The 20,624-nt window shown below is 66.6% G+C and carries 21 protein-coding genes and 1 pseudogene; 12 read left to right on the top strand and 10 right to left on the bottom strand.

Annotated features, from left to right (window positions below; translation table 11 throughout):
• Positions 1–18 precede the first annotated feature (18 nt).
• Positions 19–1,668 carry a glucose-6-phosphate isomerase gene (gene pgi / locus G6N47_RS12745; protein ID WP_083131397.1) on the top strand — a complete coding sequence of 550 codons (1,650 nt, stop codon included), beginning with the start codon at positions 19–21 and terminating at the stop codon, positions 1,666–1,668.
• A gap of 92 nt (positions 1,669–1,760) precedes the next feature.
• Here pgi and G6N47_RS12740 read toward each other — a convergent pair whose 3' ends face one another.
• Complete coding sequence (locus tag G6N47_RS12740) at positions 1,761–2,336, bottom strand: TetR/AcrR family transcriptional regulator (protein ID WP_169717255.1); 576 nt, start codon at positions 2,334–2,336, stop codon at positions 1,761–1,763.
• Between the two features lie 91 nt (positions 2,337–2,427).
• On the opposite strand from G6N47_RS12740, the gene G6N47_RS12735 reads away from it, so the two are divergent.
• The gene (locus G6N47_RS12735; protein ID WP_083131395.1) at positions 2,428–3,747 is read left to right on the top strand and encodes an oxygenase MpaB family protein; all 1,320 of its coding nucleotides are present in this window, start codon (positions 2,428–2,430) and stop codon (positions 3,745–3,747) included.
• A 52-nt stretch (positions 3,748–3,799) separates the two neighbouring features.
• On the opposite strand, the gene G6N47_RS12730 is transcribed toward G6N47_RS12735, so the two are convergent.
• The 5 genes and pseudogenes from G6N47_RS12730 to cobF all read right to left on the bottom strand — a co-directional run bounded on the left by G6N47_RS12730 (position 3,800) and on the right by cobF (position 6,587).
• Positions 3,800–4,549 (bottom strand): SDR family oxidoreductase, encoded by a 750-nt coding sequence (locus G6N47_RS12730; protein ID WP_083131394.1) that lies wholly within the window; start codon positions 4,547–4,549, stop codon positions 3,800–3,802.
• Between the two features lie 13 nt (positions 4,550–4,562).
• Entirely contained in the window at positions 4,563–5,036 is a 474-nt protein-coding gene (locus G6N47_RS29670; RefSeq protein WP_232080335.1) for a zinc finger domain-containing protein, read from the bottom strand.
• Between the two features lie 147 nt (positions 5,037–5,183).
• A pseudogene (locus G6N47_RS29665) lies at positions 5,184–5,426 on the bottom strand (DNA-formamidopyrimidine glycosylase family protein); the annotation flags it as partial.
• A 15-nt stretch (positions 5,427–5,441) separates the two neighbouring features.
• Positions 5,442–5,831, bottom strand: a complete 390-nt coding sequence (locus G6N47_RS12720; RefSeq protein ID WP_083131392.1) for a phage holin family protein — start codon at positions 5,829–5,831, stop codon at positions 5,442–5,444.
• Between the two features lie 9 nt (positions 5,832–5,840).
• Positions 5,841–6,587 (bottom strand): precorrin-6A synthase (deacetylating), encoded by a 747-nt coding sequence (gene cobF, locus G6N47_RS12715; protein ID WP_083131391.1) that lies wholly within the window; start codon positions 6,585–6,587, stop codon positions 5,841–5,843.
• A 60-nt stretch (positions 6,588–6,647) separates the two neighbouring features.
• On the opposite strand from cobF, the gene ctaD reads away from it, so the two are divergent.
• The 6 genes from ctaD (at position 6,648) to G6N47_RS12685 (ending at position 14,115) form a co-directional block, all read left to right on the top strand.
• Entirely contained in the window at positions 6,648–8,360 is a 1,713-nt protein-coding gene (gene ctaD / locus G6N47_RS12710; RefSeq protein WP_083131390.1) for an aa3-type cytochrome oxidase subunit I, read from the top strand.
• A gap of 53 nt (positions 8,361–8,413) precedes the next feature.
• Positions 8,414–9,307: an AurF N-oxygenase family protein gene (locus tag G6N47_RS12705; protein ID WP_083131389.1), complete on the top strand. Its 894-nt coding sequence runs from the start codon at positions 8,414–8,416 to the stop codon at positions 9,305–9,307.
• Positions 9,304–10,389 (top strand): DUF4873 domain-containing protein, encoded by a 1,086-nt coding sequence (locus G6N47_RS12700; protein ID WP_083131388.1) that lies wholly within the window; start codon positions 9,304–9,306, stop codon positions 10,387–10,389. The genes G6N47_RS12705 and G6N47_RS12700 overlap by 4 nt, the downstream gene beginning before the upstream one ends.
• A gap of 82 nt (positions 10,390–10,471) precedes the next feature.
• Positions 10,472–11,473, top strand: coding sequence for a chemotaxis protein CheB (locus tag G6N47_RS12695; RefSeq protein ID WP_232080198.1), 1,002 nt, complete (start codon positions 10,472–10,474; stop codon positions 11,471–11,473).
• Positions 11,466–12,224: an STAS domain-containing protein gene (locus tag G6N47_RS12690; RefSeq protein ID WP_083131386.1), complete on the top strand. Its 759-nt coding sequence runs from the start codon at positions 11,466–11,468 to the stop codon at positions 12,222–12,224. The genes G6N47_RS12695 and G6N47_RS12690 overlap by 8 nt, the downstream gene beginning before the upstream one ends.
• Positions 12,225–12,273: 49 nt before the next feature.
• Positions 12,274–14,115 carry a CheR family methyltransferase gene (locus G6N47_RS12685; protein WP_083131385.1) on the top strand — a complete coding sequence of 614 codons (1,842 nt, stop codon included), beginning with the start codon at positions 12,274–12,276 and terminating at the stop codon, positions 14,113–14,115.
• A 3-nt stretch (positions 14,116–14,118) separates the two neighbouring features.
• On the opposite strand, the gene G6N47_RS12680 is transcribed toward G6N47_RS12685, so the two are convergent.
• Entirely contained in the window at positions 14,119–14,835 is a 717-nt protein-coding gene (locus G6N47_RS12680) for a Crp/Fnr family transcriptional regulator (RefSeq protein ID WP_083131384.1), read from the bottom strand.
• A 67-nt stretch (positions 14,836–14,902) separates the two neighbouring features.
• Between G6N47_RS12680 and G6N47_RS12675 the strand changes: the two genes are divergently transcribed.
• Positions 14,903–15,541: a chemotaxis protein CheB gene (locus G6N47_RS12675; RefSeq protein ID WP_083131383.1), complete on the top strand. Its 639-nt coding sequence runs from the start codon at positions 14,903–14,905 to the stop codon at positions 15,539–15,541.
• Here the strand turns inward: G6N47_RS12675 and G6N47_RS29660 are convergent.
• Positions 15,531–15,923: a hypothetical protein gene (locus G6N47_RS29660; protein ID WP_083131382.1), complete on the bottom strand. Its 393-nt coding sequence runs from the start codon at positions 15,921–15,923 to the stop codon at positions 15,531–15,533. The two genes, G6N47_RS12675 and G6N47_RS29660, sit on opposite strands and share 11 nt — an antisense overlap.
• Positions 15,920–16,618: a GAF and ANTAR domain-containing protein gene (locus G6N47_RS12665; RefSeq protein WP_083131381.1), complete on the bottom strand. Its 699-nt coding sequence runs from the start codon at positions 16,616–16,618 to the stop codon at positions 15,920–15,922. The genes G6N47_RS29660 and G6N47_RS12665 overlap by 4 nt, the downstream gene beginning before the upstream one ends.
• A gap of 121 nt (positions 16,619–16,739) precedes the next feature.
• Between G6N47_RS12665 and G6N47_RS12660 the strand changes: the two genes are divergently transcribed.
• Together G6N47_RS12660 and G6N47_RS12655 are read left to right on the top strand one after the other, a co-directional pair.
• Positions 16,740–17,606 carry an LLM class flavin-dependent oxidoreductase gene (locus G6N47_RS12660; RefSeq protein ID WP_083131380.1) on the top strand — a complete coding sequence of 289 codons (867 nt, stop codon included), beginning with the start codon at positions 16,740–16,742 and terminating at the stop codon, positions 17,604–17,606.
• 160 nt (positions 17,607–17,766) lie between these two features.
• The gene (locus tag G6N47_RS12655; RefSeq protein WP_083131379.1) at positions 17,767–18,186 is read left to right on the top strand and encodes a PAS domain-containing protein; all 420 of its coding nucleotides are present in this window, start codon (positions 17,767–17,769) and stop codon (positions 18,184–18,186) included.
• Between the two features lie 2 nt (positions 18,187–18,188).
• Here G6N47_RS12655 and G6N47_RS12650 read toward each other — a convergent pair whose 3' ends face one another.
• Positions 18,189–20,111 carry a fumarylacetoacetate hydrolase family protein gene (locus G6N47_RS12650; RefSeq protein ID WP_083131469.1) on the bottom strand — a complete coding sequence of 641 codons (1,923 nt, stop codon included), beginning with the start codon at positions 20,109–20,111 and terminating at the stop codon, positions 18,189–18,191.
• A 96-nt stretch (positions 20,112–20,207) separates the two neighbouring features.
• Here G6N47_RS12650 and G6N47_RS12645 point away from each other — a divergent pair, with 96 nt between their 5' ends.
• Positions 20,208–20,498 (top strand): CDGP domain-containing protein, encoded by a 291-nt coding sequence (locus G6N47_RS12645; protein WP_083131378.1) that lies wholly within the window; start codon positions 20,208–20,210, stop codon positions 20,496–20,498.
• Positions 20,499–20,624 lie beyond the last annotated feature (126 nt).

The following is a 20,624-nucleotide window of genomic DNA, read 5'->3' as shown; positions in this document are numbered from 1 at the left end:
GTGGCTAGGGTCGAGAACATGATCCCCGACATCTCGGCCACCGACGTGTGGACGGCGCTGCGCAAGCACCACGAGCAGATCCGCGAGACCCACCTGCGGCAACTCTTTGCCGACGACCCCGACCGAGGCCGCGACCTGACCCTCACCGTCGGCGACCTCTACGTCGACTACAGCAAGCACCGCATCACCCGCGAGACGCTCGAACTGCTGGTCGATCTCGCGCGCGCGGCGCACCTCGAGGAGCGGCGCGACGAGATGTTCGCCGGCAAGCACATCAACACCTCCGAGGACCGCGCGGTGCTGCACACCGCGCTGCGCCTGCCGCGCGACGCCACGCTGACTGTCGACGGGCAAAACGTCGCCGAGGACGTCCACAAAGTCCTTGATGCAATGGGTGATTTCACCGACCGGCTGCGCAGCGGCGAGTGGACGGGCGCCACCGGCAAACGCATCCGTACGGTGGTCAACATCGGTATCGGCGGCTCGGATCTGGGCCCGGTGATGGTGTATCAGGCGCTGCGCCACTACGTCGACGCCGGCATTTCGGCGCGGTTCGTGTCCAACGTCGACCCCGCCGACTTGGTCGCGACGCTGGCCGACTTAGACCCTGCCACAACACTTTTCATCGTCGCATCCAAGACGTTCTCCACGCTGGAGACGCTGACCAACGCGACAGCGGCGCGGCGCTGGCTGACCGACGCGCTCGGCGACGACGCGGTGGCCAAGCATTTCGTCGCGGTCTCCACCAACAAAGAACGGGTCGCGGATTTCGGCATCGACACCGCCAACATGTTCGGCTTCTGGGATTGGGTCGGCGGACGCTACTCGGTCGACTCGGCGATCGGGCTGTCGGTGATGGCCGCAATAGGACGAGAAGCGTTCGGCGACTTCCTCTCCGGATTCCACATCGTCGACCAGCACTTCAGGACCGCGCCGCTGGAATCCAACGCGCCGGCGCTGCTCGGGCTGATCGGGCTGTGGTACTCCAATTTCTTCGGCGCCCAATCGCGCGCGGTGCTGCCGTATTCCAACGACCTGGCGCGGTTCGCCGCCTACCTGCAGCAGCTGACCATGGAATCCAACGGCAAGTCGACTCGCGCCGACGGCACACCCGTCGTCACCGACACCGGCGAAATCTATTGGGGCGAACCAGGAACCAACGGTCAGCACGCCTTCTACCAGTTGCTGCACCAGGGCACCCGGCTGGTGCCGGCCGACTTCATCGGGTTTTCCCAACCGCTCGACGACCTGCCCGACGCCGACGGCACCGGCAGCATGCATGACCTGTTGATGAGTAACTTTTTCGCCCAGACCCAGGTGCTGGCGTTCGGCAAGACCGCCGAGGAGATCGCCGCCGAGGGCACGCCGAAAGACGTGGTGCCGCACAAGGTGATGCCCGGCAACCGGCCGACCACCTCGATTCTGGCGACCCGGCTCACCCCGTCGGTGCTGGGTCAGTTGATCGCACTCTACGAGCACCAGGTGTTCACCGAGGGTGTGGTGTGGGGCATCGACTCGTTCGACCAGTGGGGGGTGGAGCTGGGCAAGACCCAGGCCAAGGCGCTGCTGCCGGTGATCTCCGAGGACACGTCACCGGAGCGGCAGTCGGACAGCTCGACCGATGCGCTGGTGCGCCGCTACCGCACCGAAAGAGGGCGCGCGGGCTGAGAATCGCTCGCCGACTGTGAATCTCACTGCGCGACACGCCGCTCGGCCGTCGCGTGATTCACACTCGGCGAGTCGTTATGCGGCGAGCGCCCTCACGGCGTCGGCACCACGAGCTCGGCGCCGAAGCGCCGCACAAAAGTCCGCAGGCGTTCGACGGTCGCGGTCTGCGGATCGGACAGGTGCAGCTGCAGCAGTTCGCGGCCAGCGGCATGCAGGACCCGGGCGGTGTAATCGGGATCGTGCAGATGCGGGTTGATGCGCAGCAGTTCCCGAACGAAGAACTCCAGCACGACGGCCTGGGATTGGGCCAGCCGGGCATACAGCTCCGGCGGCGCGCCCTGCGGCGGGAACAAGAACAGCCGCCAGGTCGCCGGGTGGGCGTCGACGGCGGCCAGCACACCGTCGAACGCGAGCACCAGCGACTCCTCTGCGGCGGCCGCGTCCAATCCCGAAATCGCCTCGGCGAACTGCGCACCGGCCCGCGCCGCCTCGCGGTCGATCAAGGCAACGAAAAGCCCTGCGGGGTCGCCGAACATCTGATAGATCAACGACCGGTTGATGCCGGCCTGCCGGGCGATGCGGTTCGGCGTGGCCGCGTGAAACCCTTCCGCATCGACGATCGCATGCGTGACGTCGAGGATCTGCTCGCGCCGCGCTTCGGCCGACATGCGCCGCTTCGGGTGAACCGCAACCACACTTGACAGCATAACTAACAGGTTGTGAGTATTACTCACTAACTGTTAGTTAGCGGAGGTTGTGATGGTCACGTACTACCCCGAACTCGCCGAGCGCGTCCGAAGCCAGCGCGAGTTGCAGCCCGACCTCTACGGGGACTTCGACTTCGACCAGCAGCCCGATCGCCTGGCCACCGAACCCGACGCCGACTCCGCGCTGCCGGCCTGGGTCGCCGACCGCGCGCCGATCCTGGAAGACGAGCGGGTGCTCGAATTGATCAGCACGGCAACCATGCTCGGCGACGTCGTCGCTGATCCCTATGCGGCCCTGATGAATACGCACAGCGTCGCGCATCTGATCGACATGCTCAAGCGCGCCTGCCGCGAGGGCGTCGACGCGGTGCCAGACGCGCCGCCCGAACTCGTGTCGTTCATCGCCGCGATGGAGGACGCCCCGGAGTGGATCGACTTCGACCTGGTCCGCGAGGGCGCCCGCCAAGAGCGGATTCCCGCCGCGCTGCTGGCGCCCTTTATTACGCGCGGAGCCTTCATCGCGACTTTCACCAATACCTACGCCGCGCTGCCGATGGCCCTGACCGGTGCGCTGTCGGGCAAGCGGGCCGCCCGGCGGGTCAACGAGACGGCGAGTTTCTTCGCCGTCACCACCTTGCCCGGAGCGCTGGACCGCTACGGCCCCGGCTTCGAAGCCGCCGCCATGGTCCGGTTGATGCACTCGATGGTCCGCTACAACGCGCTGAAGAAATCCGACAAGTGGGATAAAGCCGTCTACGGCATGCCGATTCCGCAGGTCGACCAGATGCCCGCCGGAATGATCGGCCAGTACCTGCTGGCCCGGCGGGCGCGTCAGCAGGGGCGCACGAAGTTCACCAAAGAGGAACGCGCCGTCGTCGAATTCGCCCGGTATCGCTGCTTTTTGCTCGGCCTGCCGCCCGAACTGCTGCCGTCCGAGCCCGCCGACATCATGCACGTCATGCACGCGCGCTCGGCGCTGCTGCGCGACGGATTCGACGACATCTGCCGCGAACTCGTCAAAGGAACGATGGCGGCCTACCTGCGCCCCGGCACTAGCCTGTTCGACCGGTGCGCCGAGGCGGTCGAGAAGAGTTTTTCCAAGCTCACGTTCGTCCGCACGTTCTGCGGTGGCGATCGCGACGTCGCCGAGGCGATGGGCGTTTCACTGGGGCCGACGGACCTCGTGCGCGTCGCCCTCACCACGCCCTTCATCATCGGACGCTTCACCGCCGTGCAGCAGGCCAGCCGCATTCCCGTTTTGCGGGATATCACCGACGCCTACGTCATCGGGCTGCTCAAGCTACGGCTGGCGACCTACGGCAGACCCGAATTCACCACCGACGCAGACCATTACACGCCGGTCCCAGTGTGAATTTGACGACGGGACACGCCGTGGACGCGTCGTCAGATTCACACGCGGCGCGTTAAGCGAAGTACTTGGTCAGCCTGATCGGCAGCACCCGCATCACCTGGACCAGCGGCGCCCACGGCCAGGTCGGCACAACGGCATGGCCGCCTTCGCGTTCGATCGCCGCGACCAGCGCTTTGACGCCGGTCTCGTTGTCCACCATCAGCATGGTGCTGCCCGCCTTGGCGGTCATCTCCGACTCGATGTAGCCCGGCTCCAGCACGGTGACCTTGATCGGGCCCTTCGCGTACTCGGCGCGCAGCGACTCGCCCAGCGACGACAGACCGGCCTTGCTGGCGGCGTACGCGGCCTTCACGCCCGGCACGCCCTTGTTGCCCAGCACCGACGAGATCAGCACCAGATGCCCGGAACCGGCCTGCTTGAACATCTCGAGTGCCGTTTCGATCTGCACCAGCGCAGCCACCAGGTTGGTCTCGATGGTGGCCTTGTTGGCCCACAACTTGCCCGAGCCCAGCGGCGCGCCCTTGCCGATGCCGGCGTTGACGATGATCCGGTCGATCCCGCCGAGCGCGTCGGAAAGCTCGCCGAACACCTTGGGCACCTGCTCGTGGTCGTTGACGTCCAGCGCGGCGACGGCCACGGTGATGCCCGGATACCGTTGGGTCAGTTCGGTTTTGAGTTCGTCGAGCCGGTCGGTGCGACGGGCGCACAGCGCCAGGTCGCGGCCCTTGGCGGCGAACGCGCGGGCCATCCCGGCCCCAAGACCGGAGCTTGCGCCCGTGATCAAAATCCGTTGACGAGTCACCCGGGCAGCATAGCTATTTCAAGAGCCGCGACATCCGCCGGTCGGCCAGCACCTTGCCGCCGGTCTGGCAGGTCGGGCAGTACTGGAACGACTTGTCGGCGAACGACACTTCACGCACGGTGTCGCCGCACACGGGGCATGGCAACCCGGTTCGGGCGTGAACCCTTAAGCCCGAACGCTTCTCTCCCTTCAGCGTCGCGGCCTGCTGGCCCACCGAACGGCTCACCGCGTCGGTGAGCACCGCCACCATCGCGTCGTGCAATGCCGCCAGTTGTGCGTCGGAAAGTTTGCCGGCTGTGGCGAATGGCGAGATCTTGGCGACGTGCAAGATCTCGTCGCTGTAGGCGTTGCCGATGCCGGCGATAACCTTCTGGTCGGTGATGACGGTCTTGATCCGGCCGCTCTGCCCGGCCAGCAGCCCGGCCAAGTCGTCGGCGCTGACCTGCAACGCGTCCGGACCGAGTGCGGCAATCCCCGGCACCTGCATAGGCTCGGCGACCAGCCACACCGCCAGCCTCTTTTGAGTACCGGCCTCCGTGAGGTCGAAGCCCGGCGCCTGCCCGGGCGTGCCAAGGTGAACGCGCAACGCGATCGGGCCCTTTCCCGGCCGGAGCGGAGCGGCGGCCAGGGTGTCGGACCAGCGCAACCAGCCGGCCCGGGACAGATGGGCGATCAGGAACAGCTCGCCGACCTGGAGCCCCAGGTATTTACCCCACCTTTCGGCGCCGGTGACGGTCTGTCCATGCAGCGCGGTGATCGGCGGATCGAAGGTCTTCAGCACCGAGAACGCGACGACGTCGACCCGCCCGATGGTCAGGCCGACGGCGTGGCGGCGCAGATGGTCGGCGAGCGCTTCGACTTCCGGCAGTTCGGGCATGTATCCAGTCTGCCGTCAGCGCCGCACATCGCGAGCGACCAACGACAGCACCCAGCTGACGATCGACAACACGATGGCGGCCCAGATCGCCGTCCACCAGAAGTGGTCGATGTGCAGGCCCCAATTGGTGGTGTGCGCGGTGATCCAGGCGGTGATCCACAACATCAACGCGTTGACGACGACGTGGAACAAACCGAGCGTGAGGATGTAGAGCGGAATCGACAGGATCTGCACGATCGGTTTGATGAACGCGTTGACCAGTCCGAAGATCACCGCGACGACGAAGATGATCCCGGCCCGCTGCAACCGCGTGTCACCGCCGACAAAGGTGATCCCGTGGACGAAAAGCGTGACGACCCACAACGCGAATCCGGTCAATGCGGCGCGGACCACGAAAGCGGCCATGGCCAAAACCTACTCCGCCGCCCGCAACAAATAGGTGTCCATGATCCAGCCGTGTCGGGCGCGGGCCTGGGCGCGCAGCGAAGCGATCCGCTCCCCCACCTCGCCGACCGTGCCCGCGACCAGCAGCTCGTCGGCGGTGCCCAGGTAGGCGCCCCACCAGATCCGGGTGTCGGGAGGACACCCGAGAAACGAGCAGTCGCCGTCGAGCATCACCACCGCCGAGCCGGACAGTCCGTGTGCCCGCAGCTGCCGTCCGGTCGTGATCAGGACGGGTTCGCCGACGTCGTTGAGCGGAATCCGGTGCCTGGCCGTCAGCGCCTGGACTGCGGTGATGCCCGGGATGACGTCGTAGTCGATGTCGACCTCGGCGGCGACGGCGTCGAGGATCCGCAGGGTGCTGTCGTAGAGCGACGGGTCACCCCAGGCCAGGAAGGCGCCCACACCGCCCGGACCGAGTTCGGCGGCAATGGCCGACGCCCAGAGCCGGGCGCGGGCGGCGTGCCAGTCCGCCACCGCCGCCCGGTAGTCACCGTTCGCCGCACGCGGCGGGTCGGGCAGCTCGACGAACCGGTACCCAGGCTGGCGGATGAACCGCGCGCAAATGTGACGGCGCAGTGCCACCAAATCGCTCTTGTCGGAACCCTTGTCCATCGCGAAGAACACCTGGGCGTCGTTGAGCGCCTCGATCGCCTGGGCGGTCACGTAGCCGGGATCCCCGGCCCCGATACCGATGACGTGGATATGCCGGCGCGTCATGCCCGGACAGCCTAGTCAGGCCGGGTTTGCCACCACCGTTCCCGGGCAACCCCGGGACAAATGGTCACCGAAGCGAGTCTGGCCGTCGTCGCGCGCAGACCCTTCCCGCGGCGTCGTCGGTCCCGCGGTGAGCTGGTGTGGAGTCTGGTCACCACCACCGACCACAAGCTGATCGGCCAGATGTATCTGGTGACGGCATTCGCCTTCTTTTTGATGGCCGGTCTGATGGCGATGCTGATGCGCGCCGAGTTGGCCGCACCCGGGCTGCAGTTCTTGACCAACGAGCAATACAACCAGCTGTTCACCATCCACGGCACGATCATGCTGCTGCTGTACGCCACCCCGGTCGTGTTCGGCTTCGCCAACGTCGCATTGCCGCTGCAAATCGGCGCACCCGACGTGGCGTTCCCGCGGCTGAATGCCTTCTCCTACTGGCTGTTTCTGTTCGGCGGGCTCATCGTGCTGGCCGGCTTCATCGCACCGGGCGGGGCCGCCGACTTCGGCTGGACCGGCTACACCCCGTTGTCGGACGCCATTCACTCGCCGGGCCCCGGCGGCGACTTGTGGATCATGGGGCTGATCGTGTCCGGGCTCGGCACCATCCTGAGCGCGGTCAACATGACCACCACCGTGATCTGCATGCGCGCGCCCGGCATGACGATGTTCCGGTTGCCGATCTTCACCTGGAACATCCTGGCGACCAGCGTGCTGATCTTCCTGGCGTTCCCGATCCTGACCGCCGCGCTGTTCGGGCTCGCCGCCGACCGCCACCTGGGCGCCCACATCTACGACGCCGCCAACGGCGGGCCGATCCTGTGGCAGCACCTGTTCTGGTTCTTCGGCCACCCCGAGGTCTACATCGTGGCGCTGCCGTTCTTCGGCATCGTCACCGAGATCCTGCCGATCTTTTCCCGCAAACCGGTCTTCGGCTACACCACCCTGGTCTATGCGACGTGGGCCATCACCGGACTCTCCGCGGCGGTGTGGGCGCACCACATGTTCGCGACGGGAGCCGTTCTGCTGCCGTTCTTTTCGTTCATGACGTACCTGATCGCCGTACCGACCGGCATCAAGTTCTTCAACTGGACCGGCACAATGTGGAAGGGCCAGTTGACGTTTGAGACCCCGATGCTGTTTTCGATCGGCTTCCTGGTCACCTTCCTGCTCGGTGGTCTGACCGGTGTGCTGCTGGCCAGCCCGCCGCTGGACTTTCACATCACCGACACCTACTTCGTGGTGGCGCATTTCCACTACGTGCTGTTCGGCACCATCGTGTTCTCCACATTCGCCGGAATCTATCTGTGGTTCCCGAAGATGACCGGCCGGCTGCTCGACGAGCGGCTGGGCAAGCTGCATTTCTGGTTGACACTCATCGGTTTTCACACTGCGTTCTTGGTGCAGCACTGGCTCGGCGACCAAGGCATGCCGCGACGCTACGCCGACTACCTGCCGACCGACGGCTTCCAAGGACTCAACGTCGTCTCGACGATCGGCGCGTTCATCCTCGGCGTCTCGATGGCTCCGTTCCTGTGGAACGTCTTCCGCAGCTACCGCTACGGCGAGCCGGTCACCGTCGACGACCCGTGGGGCTACGGCAACTCGCTGGAGTGGGCGACCAGTTGCCCGCCGCCGCGGCACAACTTCACCGAGCTGCCGCGGATCCGCTCCAACCGCCCGGCCTTCGAGCTGCACTACCCGCACATGAGGGAACGGATGAAGGCGGAAGCGCATCTGGGCCGACGCCAGCCGTCGTCATCGCTAGACGAGACCTGAGGTACCCGGTACCGTAGGTATTGGTATCTCCGGGGCGAGAAGGGACGTCAACGATGACCACTCCGGTAAAGGCCGGTCGCGAGGAGTTCGCCGAGCGTCTGCTGAAGGGCTCGGTGAAGAAGTCTTATGCGCCCGTCGTCGACATCGACTGGGACGCGCCGCTTGATCCGGACAAGTTCTTCCTTCCGCCGAAAACCGTGTCGCTGTACGGCACGCCGATGTGGGACGAGATGACCCGCGCCCAGCAGATCGAGCTGTCCCGGCAGGAGCTGGTGAACACGCTGTCCGCCGGCATCTGGTTCGAGAACATCCTCAACCAGGCGCTGCTGCGCAAACTCATGCACAAGGACCCCACCAGCCGCTCGTCGCACTACGCGCTGACCGAGCTGGGCGACGAAACCCGGCACATGGTGATGTTCGGCAAGGCCATCGAGCGGGTCGGCGCCAAGCCGGTGCGGCCGCGACTGTACCAGCGGATGATCATCAACGCTCTGCCGTTCTTCTTCCAGGGCTCGGTGCTGTGGGTGGCCGCGCTGATCGGTGAGGAAATCTTCGACTCGCTGCAGCGCCAGATGATGGACGACCCCGAACTGCAGCCGATCATCCAGCGGCTGATGCGAATTCACGTCACCGAGGAGGCCCGGCACATCCAGTTCGCGCGCGACGGGCTGCGCAAGCGGGTGCCCGAGATGCGCCGGCTCGAGCGCTGGTTCGTCGCGAACGTCAACGGGTTGGGCGGCTGGTTCTTCCGCTACCTGTTCACCAACCCGATCCCCTATGCGCGGGCCGGCCTGGATCCCCGTCGCGCCCGCCGCGTCGCGCGCACCAGCCCGCACCGGCACGACATCCAGGTGGCCGGATTCGCCCCGCTGGCGGCGTTTTTGACCGAGGTGGGGCTGATGGGCCCGATTGCGCGCCGGGGCTGGGCGCGCACCAAGTTCCTGTGATCCACGACGTCTTCACGGTCGGCGACCGTGAGGTGGTCGCTTCGGTGTTCGACGACGACACCGACACCTGGGCGCTGACCACCGGCGATGGCCAGACCCACCACAGCCGGGTCGTCGTCACCGCAGCCTCACCGTTCGTCCCCTGGACACCGAACCTGCCGGGCCGCAACGACTTTCGCGGTACCACGTTCCCCGCAGCCGCACCCGATCCCGATTTCGACCCGGCCGGCAAACGCATCGCCGTGATCGGGGCCGACGCCGCCGCCGGCCGGCTCATCGAGCGGCTGTCCGCCGCCGCATCGGTGACGGTCTTCCCCCACCCCCCGCGGCGAGTGGTGCCCGCCATCGGTCGCTGGCGGCGCAGACAACCGCCGGTCGGCGTGGTGGCGTCGCCGATCGACACGCTGACGCCGTCGGGCATCCGCACCCGCGACGGTGTCCACCATGACGCCGACGTCATCGCCTACGGCACCGGGCTGGCGATCCGCGATCACCTTCCCGACGACACCCTGGTCGGCGCCCGCGGGCTCACCATTCAACAGGCCTGGCACGACGGCACCGAGCCCTACCTGGGCGTTGCGATGCATGGCTTTCCCAACTATTTCCTGCTCAACGGACCGGACACCGCGCGCTACATCGCGCGCTGCCTGCGGCTCATGGCCGGCTATTCGCGCATCGAGGTGCGCCGCAGCAGCCAACAGGTGTTCAACGAACGTGTTTACCTGCGACGACCGCGGCTTCGCCCGACGGCATCGGCGTACGAGCTGTCCTTCGGCCCGCGCGACGACGCCTACGATGGCACCGCGACGTTGACCGTCGCCGGCGCAGACCACCCGGTGCGCGTCCGGCTCACCGGGCACGTCGATCCGATCGACGGCCAATACCATTGGCAGGGAACGGTTTTCGGTCAACTGCCAGCAGATGTGCTCAAGCAGTCGCGGGCGGTGACGCTGGCGGTCGGTGAGCGCAGCGTGCCCGCACGGATCACCGAACAAACACCGCAGAACACCCACTCGATCGCCGGCGTTGGCGCGCCGCCGTTCGCGCTGGCGGGCGCTGAGTTCTCGGCTATTTCCCGGTAGAGCCGCGTAATCTGGATAGATGGCCCGTTGACAGGGTTGTCTGTGCGGCCCTGTGGGTAACCCAGAAATGGTGGCGAGCGTAATGCCAGTCCAACAAGCGCTCAACGTGGTCGCGGTCGGGGGTTCGGCCGGTGGCGTGGAGGCGCTCACCCATTTCGCCGCCGGGCTGCCACCCGATTTGCCCTGCGCGGTCCTCGTCGCACTGCACATGCCGGCGGGCGCGCCGAGCGTGCTGGCCCGCATCCTGGATCGCAACGGGCCGCTGCCGGCGGCTCAAGCCGCCGACGGAGCGCCCTTGACGCCCGGCACCATCCAGGTCGCGGTGCCCGACCGCCACCTGCTTGTGGACGACAACCGAATCGCGTTGTCCCAAGGGCCTACCGAGAACGGCCACCGCCCCGCGATCAATGCGTTGTTCCGCTCGGTGGCACTGGCGCACGGCCCGCGCGCGGTCGGCGTCTTGCTCTCCGGCGTCCTCGACGACGGCATGTTGGGATGCGCCGCGATCAAGTCGCGCGGCGGTACGACGATCGCCCAATCGCCTGCTGATGCGCTGTTTCCCGCCATGCCGACGAACGCCATCGAGGCCGGCGTCGTCGATCACGAGCTGGCGGCCATTGAAGTAGGCGGGCTGCTCAAGCAGTTGGCCGATCGAGTTTTCGAGGACCGTGAGATGGAGCCCGACGAGCGCATGGAGCTGGAGAACCGAATCGCGATGGCTCGGCGGTTCTCGACTGATTTCGACACCGAGGCGCTGGGGACACCGTCGGGCTACACGTGCCCGGACTGCAACGGCTCGCTCATCGCGGTCAGCGAAGGCAGCTACCGCTGCCATGTGGGTCATGCCTGGACGTCCGACGCACTGCTGCGCGCACGCGACGAGGAGATCGAGACCGCGATGTGGGTTGCGATGCGCAGCCTGCAGGAGAAGGCCAAACTGTCTCGCCGGTTGGCCGAGCAGGTCACCCCCGGGATATTGAGCGAACGCTATGAAGCAATCGCCATGGAAGCCGAGCATGCGATGTCGATACTCGGCAGCCGGTTGTCCGAGGCGTACGGCAGACACCAGGAATCCGATGGCTAGCCACGCCAGCGCGCTGACAGTTTCCGAGCGGACCGCGGGAACCGTGTGTCTGCTCGCTGTCGAGGGTGTTCTCGACAGCACGAGCTACCTGAAACTGCGCGACGCCGTCATCAAGGCGGCGCTGGACGAGCCGCGTGCGGTACTGGTCGACGTCGACGCGCTGAACGTTCCGGCGTCGTCGGCGTGGTCGGTGTTCACCAGCGCGCGCTGGCACGTGAGCACCTGGCCGGATGTTCCGATTGTTTTGATCTGCTCGCAGCCGCGTCGCCGGGCGGCCATCGCACACACCGGTGTGACGCGCTATGTCCCGGTGCACGCGAGCGTCGAAGCCGCGTTGAACGCTCTTGCGGCGCAGGCTCTGATCGCACGGCGGCGGGTGCGCGTGGAGCTGCCGGCCACGCTTGCCAGCCTGCGCACGGCCCGTGACCTGGTCGCCGAGCATCTGACGGCCTGGTCGCAGGATGATCTGATCTCGGTGGCAACCGTGATCGTCAACGTGTTCGTGGAGAACGTGCTGCAACATACCGACAGCGCGCCGGTGGTGGTGCTGGAGTCCGTCGGGGAGACGGTCAGCATCTCGGTGCGTGACCATAGCGGCACGCCGGCAGCCCGGCACGAGGATCCGGTCCGCGGCATCGAGCGGGTGTCCGGGCTGGCGATTGTCGCTGCGGTGTCGCGCGCCTGGGGCAGCACACCGACCCCGTCGGGAAAGGCGGTATGGGCGGTCGTAGGACCGGAAAATCGGCTGTAGCCGCGAGTAGTGTTCAAGTTCGCGACACGGTGTCTGCAGACGGGACGAGATGGATACCACGACCGACGAATCGTTCGAAGCCCTACTGCGATACATGCGGGATTCCCGGGGGTTCGACTTCACCGGATACAAGCGCACCACGCTGATGCGACGGGTGCGCCACCGGATGGCACAGTCCGGGCACGAATCCTTCGACCAATATCTCGACGTTCTGCAAGCCAGCTCCGACGAGTTCTCGGCGCTGTTCAACACCATCCTGATCAACGTCACGGCGTTCTTTCGCGACCCGGATGCATGGGAATACGTCGCGAGCGATGTCATCCCGCGCATACTCGCCGAGCGCGGTCCCGACGACCCGATCCGCGTCTGGAGCGCCGGCTGCGCCTCCGGCCAGGAGGCCTACACGCTGGCCATGCTGCTCGCCGAGGCCGTCGGACCGGACAACTTCCGGCAACGGGTGAAGATCTACGCGACCGACGTCGACGAGGACGCACTGACCGAGGCGCGAGCCGCCACCTACGACGCCAAGGCCGTCGAGTCGGTTTCCGCTCCACTCTTGGAGAAATACTTCGATCAGCTCAACGGCCGCTACACCTTTCACAAAGACCTGCGCCGGGCGGTGATCTTCGGTCGCAACGATTTGGTGAAAGATGCCCCGATCTCCCGGGTGGATCTGCTGGTGTGCCGCAACACACTGATGTACATGAACGCCGAGACACAACGAAATGTATTGGGGCGCTTGCACTTTGCCCTGTCTGCCCAGGGCACACTGTTTCTCGGCCATGCCGAGATGTTGTTGAGCCACACCGATCGGTTCACCCCGTTGAACCTCAAGCATCGGGTCTTCCGCAAGGCGCCCGGTTCACACAGCGGGCTCGATCGCTACGACCCCGCGGCCGCGATGTATGACCGCCACGGCGAGCTGCCCGGCCTGGCCACCGTGCGCGACTTGGCTTTTCGGGCCAACCCCGTCGCGCAGATCGTGGTGACCGGCGAAGACACCGTGGCGATGATCAACCAGCAGGCCGAAGCGATGTTCGGGCTCTCGGCTCGCGACATCGGCCGGCTATTGCGCGATTTGGAGGTCTCGTATCGGCCGGTCGAACTGCGCGCCTACCTGGAACAGGCCAAAGTCGAGCGGCGACCGGCGCGGATTCCCGACGTCAAATGGCAACGCCAGGGCGCGGAAACCGTCTGGTTCGAGATTCACGTCAACCCGCTCATCGACGCCGAAAACGGGCTGCTGGGCGTGTCGATCGTGTTCTTCGACGTCACCGCGACGCGGGCGCTGTTGGACAAGGTGGTGCAGACCAACCGTCAGCTCGAGGCGGCCTACGAGGAACTGCAATCGACCAACGAAGAACTCGAGACCACCAACGAAGAACTGCAGTCGACCGTCGAGGAACTCGAAACCACCAACGAGGAACTGCAGTCCACCAACGAAGAACTCGAGACGATGAACGAGGAGCTGCAGTCCACCAACGACGAGCTGCACACCATCAACGACGCGCTGCGGGAGCGCAGCGTCGAACTCGACGACGCCCGCACTTTCCTTGACTCACTGGTCAATTCGGTCCATTTGGGCATGGTGGTGGTCGACCGGGAGATGCGGGTGGTGGTGTGGAACCGCGGCTGCGAGGAACTGTGGGGGCTGCGCGCCGACGAGGCCACCGGCGAAGTCCTCACCTCGCTGGACATCGGGCTGCCGATGGACACTGTGCGGCCGTTGATCGGCAACGCGTTCGTCGATCCGCAAAACCCGGGCGAGTCGGTCGTCGACGCCGTCAACCGCCGCGGCCGGCCCACCCAGGTACGGGTGATCTGCACCGGCTTTCAAGGCCCGGAGGGCAACGTCAACGGCGCGCTGCTGTTGATGGACGCACAGTCCTGACCGTCACGGCTTGCGCCGATGATCGCGCAAGCTGTCGAACTCGGCTTTGACGATGCGGTAGCAGTCGCACGCCGTCCGCTCCAGCCCGCCGCGGTCGGTGATCGTGATGACGCCGCGCCGGTAACGGATGAGGCCCTGGGCCTGGACCCGTTGCGCGGTGTCGGAGACGGTGGGCCGGTGCACCCCCAACATCTGTGCCAGGAACTCCTGGGTGAGCGGAAACTCGTCGCGGCCCACCCGATCCTGGGTCGTCAGCAGCCAGCGGGCCATTCGCGCCTCCGTGGAGTGGCTGCGGTTGCACACCACGTTCTGCGAGACCTGCACCATGGTTGCCTGAGTGAACCGGTTCAGCAGCGCATGCAAACCGCCGTCGCGGGCCAGCGCCGCGCGGAAGTCGGCGGCGCTGATGCGGACCGTCTCGCCGCTGACCTGACAAAACGCGGCCTGCGGGCTGCTGGTGGCGCCCAGGTACACCGGCAGGCCCACCATTCCCTCGTGGCCGACCGTGGCGACCTCGAGTTGGACCTGTCCGTCGGCCATGGCCACCAGCGAGTACACCGCGGTCAACGGAAAATAGATGTCGTTGATGGGCTTTCCCGGCTCGTAGGCCGCACGTTTGATTTCGCTGTGTTCCAGTCGCAGGTGTGGCTGCAGCTCGGCGAACTCCGATTCCGGCAGCTGGGCCAAAATCGCATTGCGCCGAATATCCGCCGCCTTCATTCATCCGGTGTACCCAGTCCGGCGACGGTTATGTCGGCAACCCGACACAGCGATTACGCTGACACACATGGTCCGGTCGTGTCCTTCTGCGACACCGAACTTCGGGCGGGTCGTCGTCGTCGCGTCATTGGGTGGGATGCGAGCGATCACGACGGTCCTGGCCGGGCTTGCGCCGACGTATCCGGTGCCGATAGCGGTTGTGCAGCATCGTCGGCGCACGGCTGGCCACGACCTCCTCGTCCCGATCCTCGCCCGTCGTACGGGTCTGCCCGTCCGCGTCGCCGTGGCCGGTGACGCCGCGGATCAGCCCGGGATCACGGTGGTGCCCGCGGAGACCACCGCAACCATTGACGAGGCGGGGCGTTGGGTACTTGCCGACGGTCGCGACGACACCAAACCGGGCGACGCGCTGCTGACCAGCTCGGCGCGGGCCACGCCGACAGTTGCCGTCATCTTGACCGGCTCGCTGGCCGACGGAGCCGACGGATGCCGTGCAGTCAAGCGCACCGGCGGCCGCGTACTGGTCCAGGACCCCGCCACCGCGCGGGCGCCGAGTATGCCGGCCAACGCGATCGCGACCGGATGCGCCGACTTCGTGCTCCCGACCGACCGGCTCGCGACGGCATTGCTGGCCCTCACCACCGCGCCGGGGGCCGCCGATTTGCTCACGGTCCCGCCGCCCCCTTGGGCCCGGCTCAGCTCGTAGCGGGCGGGGCTCCTGCTTCCGACTGGACGACCGCGGCGGCGTCATGTATCGCGGCTTCCGCACGGTGCACGGCGGCCGCGTCCTGGTGTGCCTCCCCGGCGGCGTCGCCGGCGAGCATGGCGGCCTGTTCGTGCGCGGCGGCCGCGCGCCGGTGTGCGGCGCTGGCTTCGAGATGCCTGTTCGCCGCAGCCTGATGCGCCCGCGTGGCCCGTCGCAGTGATTCTTCGGCGTGCAGCCGCGCGGACTCGACAGTCTCGGCGCTCGACGGCATCCCCGACGCGAGTTCGGCTCTGCGCTGCTGCAGCTCAATTGCCCGCAGTCGCGCCTGCTCGCCGCGCACCGCCGCGGAGTCCCTTGGCACGCCTTCCTCGGTCGCGGTCATGGGCTGGGATGCTCTGACTCGACGAGCTGGCGCGCCACGCTTGCCAGAGGCGTATTGGAACTCTGCGACAAGCGCTTGAGCAGTTCGAATGCCTGCACGGCGTCGATCTTGAACCGCTCCATGATCATGCCCTTGGCCTGGCCGATGATGTCGCGGGATGCCAGCGCGCTGCGGAACTGCTCGTCGCGGCGGACCAGGTTCCAGGCCAGTGCGGTGTGTGTGGCCATGATCAGTCCCATCTCCACCGCTTCGTCGTCGAACACGTCCGGTTGCTCCGCGTAGACGTTCAGCGCACCCATGGTGTGGTGGTCGGCGAACAGCTGGAACGCCATGATCGACCGGATCGGGGTATCCGCAAGGGCGTCGCGGCAGTAGGACGGCCAACGCCGCTCTCGCGCCAAGTCGCTGATCCGGATCGTGTGGTGTTCCCACGCCGCCGACAGGCACGGGCCCTCGCCATGGCGCTGCTGGATCTCGTCGAGCAATACCGGATACTGGCCGGTCGCCGCGGCGGTCCGCACTTTGCCGTTGCGAGTTGCGATCGTGATGCCGGCGTATTGGGCGCCGGGAACGGCGCAGGCAGCGTTTTCGGTCAATTCCGCCAGGACCGAGTCGACGTCGGCGGATTGCTGCTGCAGGGCTTGGACCAGGTCCGCCACTTCGAGGAGAAGACCATTTTGGCGATTCGCTGTCATGTTGTCACTCCGATCGGCTGCTTCGATCGAGATGGCACCAATTGTCGCGCGCCCTGGCGCGGGCGGCAACTACAGATAGCGCGTTCTAGCATCTGTTTGACGTGCGACGACAGGAGGCGGTGTGCGGTTCAGCTACGCGGAGGCGATGACCGATCCGGCGTTCTACATCCCGCTGGCGAAGGCCGCCGAGGCGGCCGGGTACGCCGCCATGACGATCCCGGACAGCATCGCCTATCCGTTCGAGTCCGACGCGAAGTACCCGTACACGCCCGACGGCAGTCGCGAGTTCCTCGAGGACAAGGCGTTCATCGAGACGTTCGTGCTGACGGCCGCGCTGGGCGCGGTGACGACGACGCTGCGGTTCAACTTCTTTGTGCTCAAGCTGCCCATCCGGCCGCCGGCGCTGGTGGCCAAGCAGGCCGGTTCGCTGGCGGCGCTGATCGGCAACCGGGTCGGCCTTGGCGTCGGCACCAGCCCGTGGCCGGAGGACTACGAGCTGATGGGTGTTCCGTTTGCCAAGCGCGGCAAGCGAATCGACGAGTGCATCGAAATCGTGCGCGGCCTGACCACCGGCGAGTACTTCGAGTTCCACGGCGAGTTCTACGACATCCCGAAAACCAAGATGACCCCGGCGCCCACCCAGCCGATCCCGATCCTGGTCGGCGGCCATGCCGATGCGGCACTGCGGCGGGCCGCCCGCGCCGACGGCTGGATGCACGGCGGCGGCGACCCCGCGGAGCTGGATCGGCTCCTGGTGCGGCTCAAGCAGTTTCGCGAAGAAGAGGGCAAGACCGGGCCGTTCGAGATCCACGTCATCTCGGCCGACGCGTTCACCCTCGACGGCATCAAGCGGCTGGAGGACAAGGGTGTCACCGACGTCATCGTCGGCTTCCGCGTGCCCTACATCAAAGGCCCCGACACTGAGCCGCTGGATACCAAGATCCGCAACTTGGAGAAGTTCGCCGAGAACGTGATCGCCAAACTTTGAGTGCGGCCGCTACGGAACCGTAGGTCAAAAACAAACTCCCCAGAGGAATCATTCGACGAACCGGTGGGTATAGGGCAATAGGCCGCCAAGCCATAAGTGGCCTTTCCCTGCAATCTTCGCCAAGTGCGAGTTGCTTGTTCGCGCCAATGAGGGGGTCTCGATGAACACGACTAACCTGCGCGCAGAGACTGGCATCGACGATCGATCGGCCGAGATGGGCTGGTTTTGGTTCAACATCGACGACGACCGGTGGCTGTGGTCGGCGCAGGTCGAGCGGATGCATGGCTATCAGCCGGGGACCACGGCGCCGAGCACACCGCTGCTGCTGTCGCATGTCCATCTCGACGACTACCGGCAGGTGGCCGCGACGCTGCACGACGCCCGTCGCACGCGCCGTCCGTTCAGTTCGCAGCACCGCATCGTGGACACCGCCCATCACGTGCACGACGTGGTCATGGTCGCCGCGCCGTGCCACGACACCGACGGAACGATCCTGGGCATGCACGGCTTGTGTCTGGATGCTCCGGCGGGTAGTGCCGATGACCGCCGGCAGCGCGTTCGCGCCGCGACGCGGTGCTGAGCTCAGTTGTGTTTGGCGAACCACTCCGCCTGCATCGCCAGCAACGCCATCGGCTCCAATTGCGGTGTGGCCGGGTCGAGTTCGCGGTAGCGCTGGTAGACGTTGACGACAATGCGTTCGGCGTCCAGCCATGCCGCGTACTCGCCGAGGTCGATCGCGTCGGCCGCCTCGGCGAACGACAGGCCCTGGCGGTAGGCGGCCTCGGCTTGCTCGTTGACATGCACGAGATAGCCGCGGACGGCGCGGATGCCGTCGGGATCGGTGACCGGTCCGTGGCCGGGCACCACCGTCGGCGCGTCCAGCGCGATCATCGCGTCGCAGGCGGCTATCCAGTTGGCGATCGGGCCGGCCCACACGATCGGGGTGCAGCCGACGAACAGCAGGTCCCCGGCGAACAGCACGCCCGCGTCGGCGACATGCACGACCGAGTCGGCCGCGGTGTGGGCAGGCCCCAGGTTCAGCAGCCGCACCTCGCGGCCGCCGACCTCGATGGTGAGCCGGTCGTCGAACGTCTGGTCGGCGTTTCGCAGCGTGATCCCGCTGAAGTCGAAGGGACCGAAGCGATCTCGCAGATATCGTGTCGCCGGCCCCAGGTCGGCGGTCTGGGTCATGGCCAGCATCTCGGGCGCCATGCCGTGCGCGATCTCCTCGGCCGTTCCCTTGGCGGCGATGACGCGCACCGAGCGGTCCAGCAGCTGGTTGCCGTGGGTGTGGTCGCCGTTGGAATGGGTGATCAGCGCGTCGGTGATCGGTGCGGCGTCCGTGATGGGCTGCATCGCGGCCAGCATTTCGCGGGTCAGCGCCAGGTCGAACAGCGTGTCGACGAGGAGCGACACGCAGTCGCCGGCGACCAGCCCGGCGTTGCTCCAGCCGTATCCGCCGTCGGGCAACGTCCACGCCCACACTTTCTCGGCCACCTCGTGCAGGCCGCGGGTGTAGGGAACCTTCGCCGGCGCCCGGTTGACCCGCGGCTTGTCCGGTTTGGCGTCCGGGTTGGGCCGCGGGGGCAGGCGGTGCGGAGCGGGCGTGCGGCGGACAGTCTGGCGCGTCTCGCCGAGCCCCTGCACCCGCAGTGTGACGACGTCGCCGTCGCGCAGCCAACCGGGGAATTGCGGGTCGGTCAGGTGTTCGACGAGCGTGCACGTGGGCACCGTGCCGGAGCCGAAAACATCACCGGGAGTGAGCATTACGCCGCGTGAGGCGTAGGAGATGACCTCGCCGAAGCTCCAGTCCATCGTCCCCGTCGACCCGGATCCGATCACCGCGTCGTTGACCAACGCGGTCACGTCGAGGCTCAGTTTGCCATCGCGGCGATAGGGCTGCAGTTCGTCGGGAGTCACGAGGTACGGGCCCAGGGTGACGCCGCTGTCCTTGCCCTTGGCTTGCCCGATACCCAGTTGGCCCTCCAATTGCTGCAGGTCACGCGCAGACCAGTCGTTGAAGATGGTGTAGCCGATGATGGCGTGCTCCGCTTCGTCGACCGACAGATCCTTGCCTGCACGCCCGATCACCGCCGCAATCTCCAATTCGAAGTCCTGCCAAGCACTTCCGGGAGCCATCGGCGCGTCGTCATAGGGGCCGAGCACGGTTGACGGGCAGGCGAAGTAGAACGCGGGGATGCGGTACCAGGTGTCCTTGAGCACCCGGCCGCCGCCCGTCGCCGCCTGGCAGTTGCGCATGTGGTCTAGAAAGCACAACGAGTCGCGGATCGACGGCGGGCGCGGGATCGGTGCCCGCAGCCTCACCCCGTCCACTGGCACGGTGTGCGGCGAGCGCAGCGCGTTCTCGCCCGCCTCGTGTAATCCGGCAGCCCCCAGCGCGATGAGATCCAGCAGCGTCACGCCCGGCGGCATCGGATGGATCACATCGTCGGCGAGGATCCCGGTGCGTTCGCCGTCATCGTCTCGATAGGTCACCCACCGCATGCGCATCAACATACGGATCACGACACCTCGAAGGCAGGAAAAACAGCCGAAATACGCGGTAGCGTCAACCGTTGCCGGGTGTGACGGGAGACGACTATGAAGCGCTGCATCATCGGAGGATTGGCCGCCCTGCTGACGGTCGCGGCGCCGATCGTCTCGGCGCCGGTAGCGGGCGCCGGCTGCCAGTACGAAGGTCCCGTCATCAGCAAGTGCGACGGGCCCGTCCAGCCCGACGGCACCTGGCAACGCTGCGTGGCAGTCGCCACTTTGATGTATCGGGGCGCCAGTTCCTACCTGGTGCCCGACAAGCGCTGCGATGTGATGGGTCCTGATCACCAGCCCGGTGACGGCGCGTTCGCCGACCCGCCCACGCACATCGACGACTGACGATGGGAACCGCTTGCGGCGCAAGGCGTTGCCCATTCGAACACACCGTCGTGTGGCGAAGGTCACCATCTCGGCTCCACGCCTGCTGACGACAGACTTATCGGGGGTAACGGCGGCCTGTTCCCT

Origin of the sequence: Mycobacterium branderi, from assembly GCF_010728725.1 — a bacterium.
In the GTDB taxonomy this organism is placed as follows: domain Bacteria; phylum Actinomycetota; class Actinomycetes; order Mycobacteriales; family Mycobacteriaceae; genus Mycobacterium; species Mycobacterium branderi.
The sequence above is the reverse complement of the archived record's forward strand: the minus strand, read 5'-3'. Positions and strand labels throughout refer to the sequence as shown.

Coding starts and splice junctions, on each gene's coding strand:
- pgi (WP_083131397.1), top strand. CDS start 19: ATGATCCCCGACATCTCGGCCACCGACGTGTGGACGGCGCTGCGCAAG.
- G6N47_RS12740 (WP_169717255.1), bottom strand. CDS start 2,336: ATGTCGGCCGAAGCGCGGCGCGAGCAGATCCTCGACGTCACGCATGCG.
- G6N47_RS12735 (WP_083131395.1), top strand. CDS start 2,428: ATGGTCACGTACTACCCCGAACTCGCCGAGCGCGTCCGAAGCCAGCGC.
- G6N47_RS29670 (WP_232080335.1), bottom strand. CDS start 5,036: ATGCAGGTGCCGGGGATTGCCGCACTCGGTCCGGACGCGTTGCAGGTC.
- G6N47_RS12720 (WP_083131392.1), bottom strand. CDS start 5,831: ATGGCCGCTTTCGTGGTCCGCGCCGCATTGACCGGATTCGCGTTGTGG.
- cobF (WP_083131391.1), bottom strand. CDS start 6,587: ATGACGCGCCGGCATATCCACGTCATCGGTATCGGGGCCGGGGATCCC.
- ctaD (WP_083131390.1), top strand. CDS start 6,648: ATGGTCACCGAAGCGAGTCTGGCCGTCGTCGCGCGCAGACCCTTCCCG.
- G6N47_RS12705 (WP_083131389.1), top strand. CDS start 8,414: ATGACCACTCCGGTAAAGGCCGGTCGCGAGGAGTTCGCCGAGCGTCTG.
- G6N47_RS12695 (WP_232080198.1), top strand. CDS start 10,472: ATGCCAGTCCAACAAGCGCTCAACGTGGTCGCGGTCGGGGGTTCGGCC.
- G6N47_RS12690 (WP_083131386.1), top strand. CDS start 11,466: ATGGCTAGCCACGCCAGCGCGCTGACAGTTTCCGAGCGGACCGCGGGA.
- G6N47_RS12685 (WP_083131385.1), top strand. CDS start 12,274: ATGGATACCACGACCGACGAATCGTTCGAAGCCCTACTGCGATACATG.
- G6N47_RS12680 (WP_083131384.1), bottom strand. CDS start 14,835: ATGAAGGCGGCGGATATTCGGCGCAATGCGATTTTGGCCCAGCTGCCG.
- G6N47_RS12675 (WP_083131383.1), top strand. CDS start 14,903: ATGGTCCGGTCGTGTCCTTCTGCGACACCGAACTTCGGGCGGGTCGTC.
- G6N47_RS29660 (WP_083131382.1), bottom strand. CDS start 15,923: ATGACCGCGACCGAGGAAGGCGTGCCAAGGGACTCCGCGGCGGTGCGC.
- G6N47_RS12665 (WP_083131381.1), bottom strand. CDS start 16,618: ATGACAGCGAATCGCCAAAATGGTCTTCTCCTCGAAGTGGCGGACCTG.
- G6N47_RS12655 (WP_083131379.1), top strand. CDS start 17,767: ATGAACACGACTAACCTGCGCGCAGAGACTGGCATCGACGATCGATCG.
- G6N47_RS12650 (WP_083131469.1), bottom strand. CDS start 20,111: ATGCGGTGGGTGACCTATCGAGACGATGACGGCGAACGCACCGGGATC.
- G6N47_RS12645 (WP_083131378.1), top strand. CDS start 20,208: ATGAAGCGCTGCATCATCGGAGGATTGGCCGCCCTGCTGACGGTCGCG.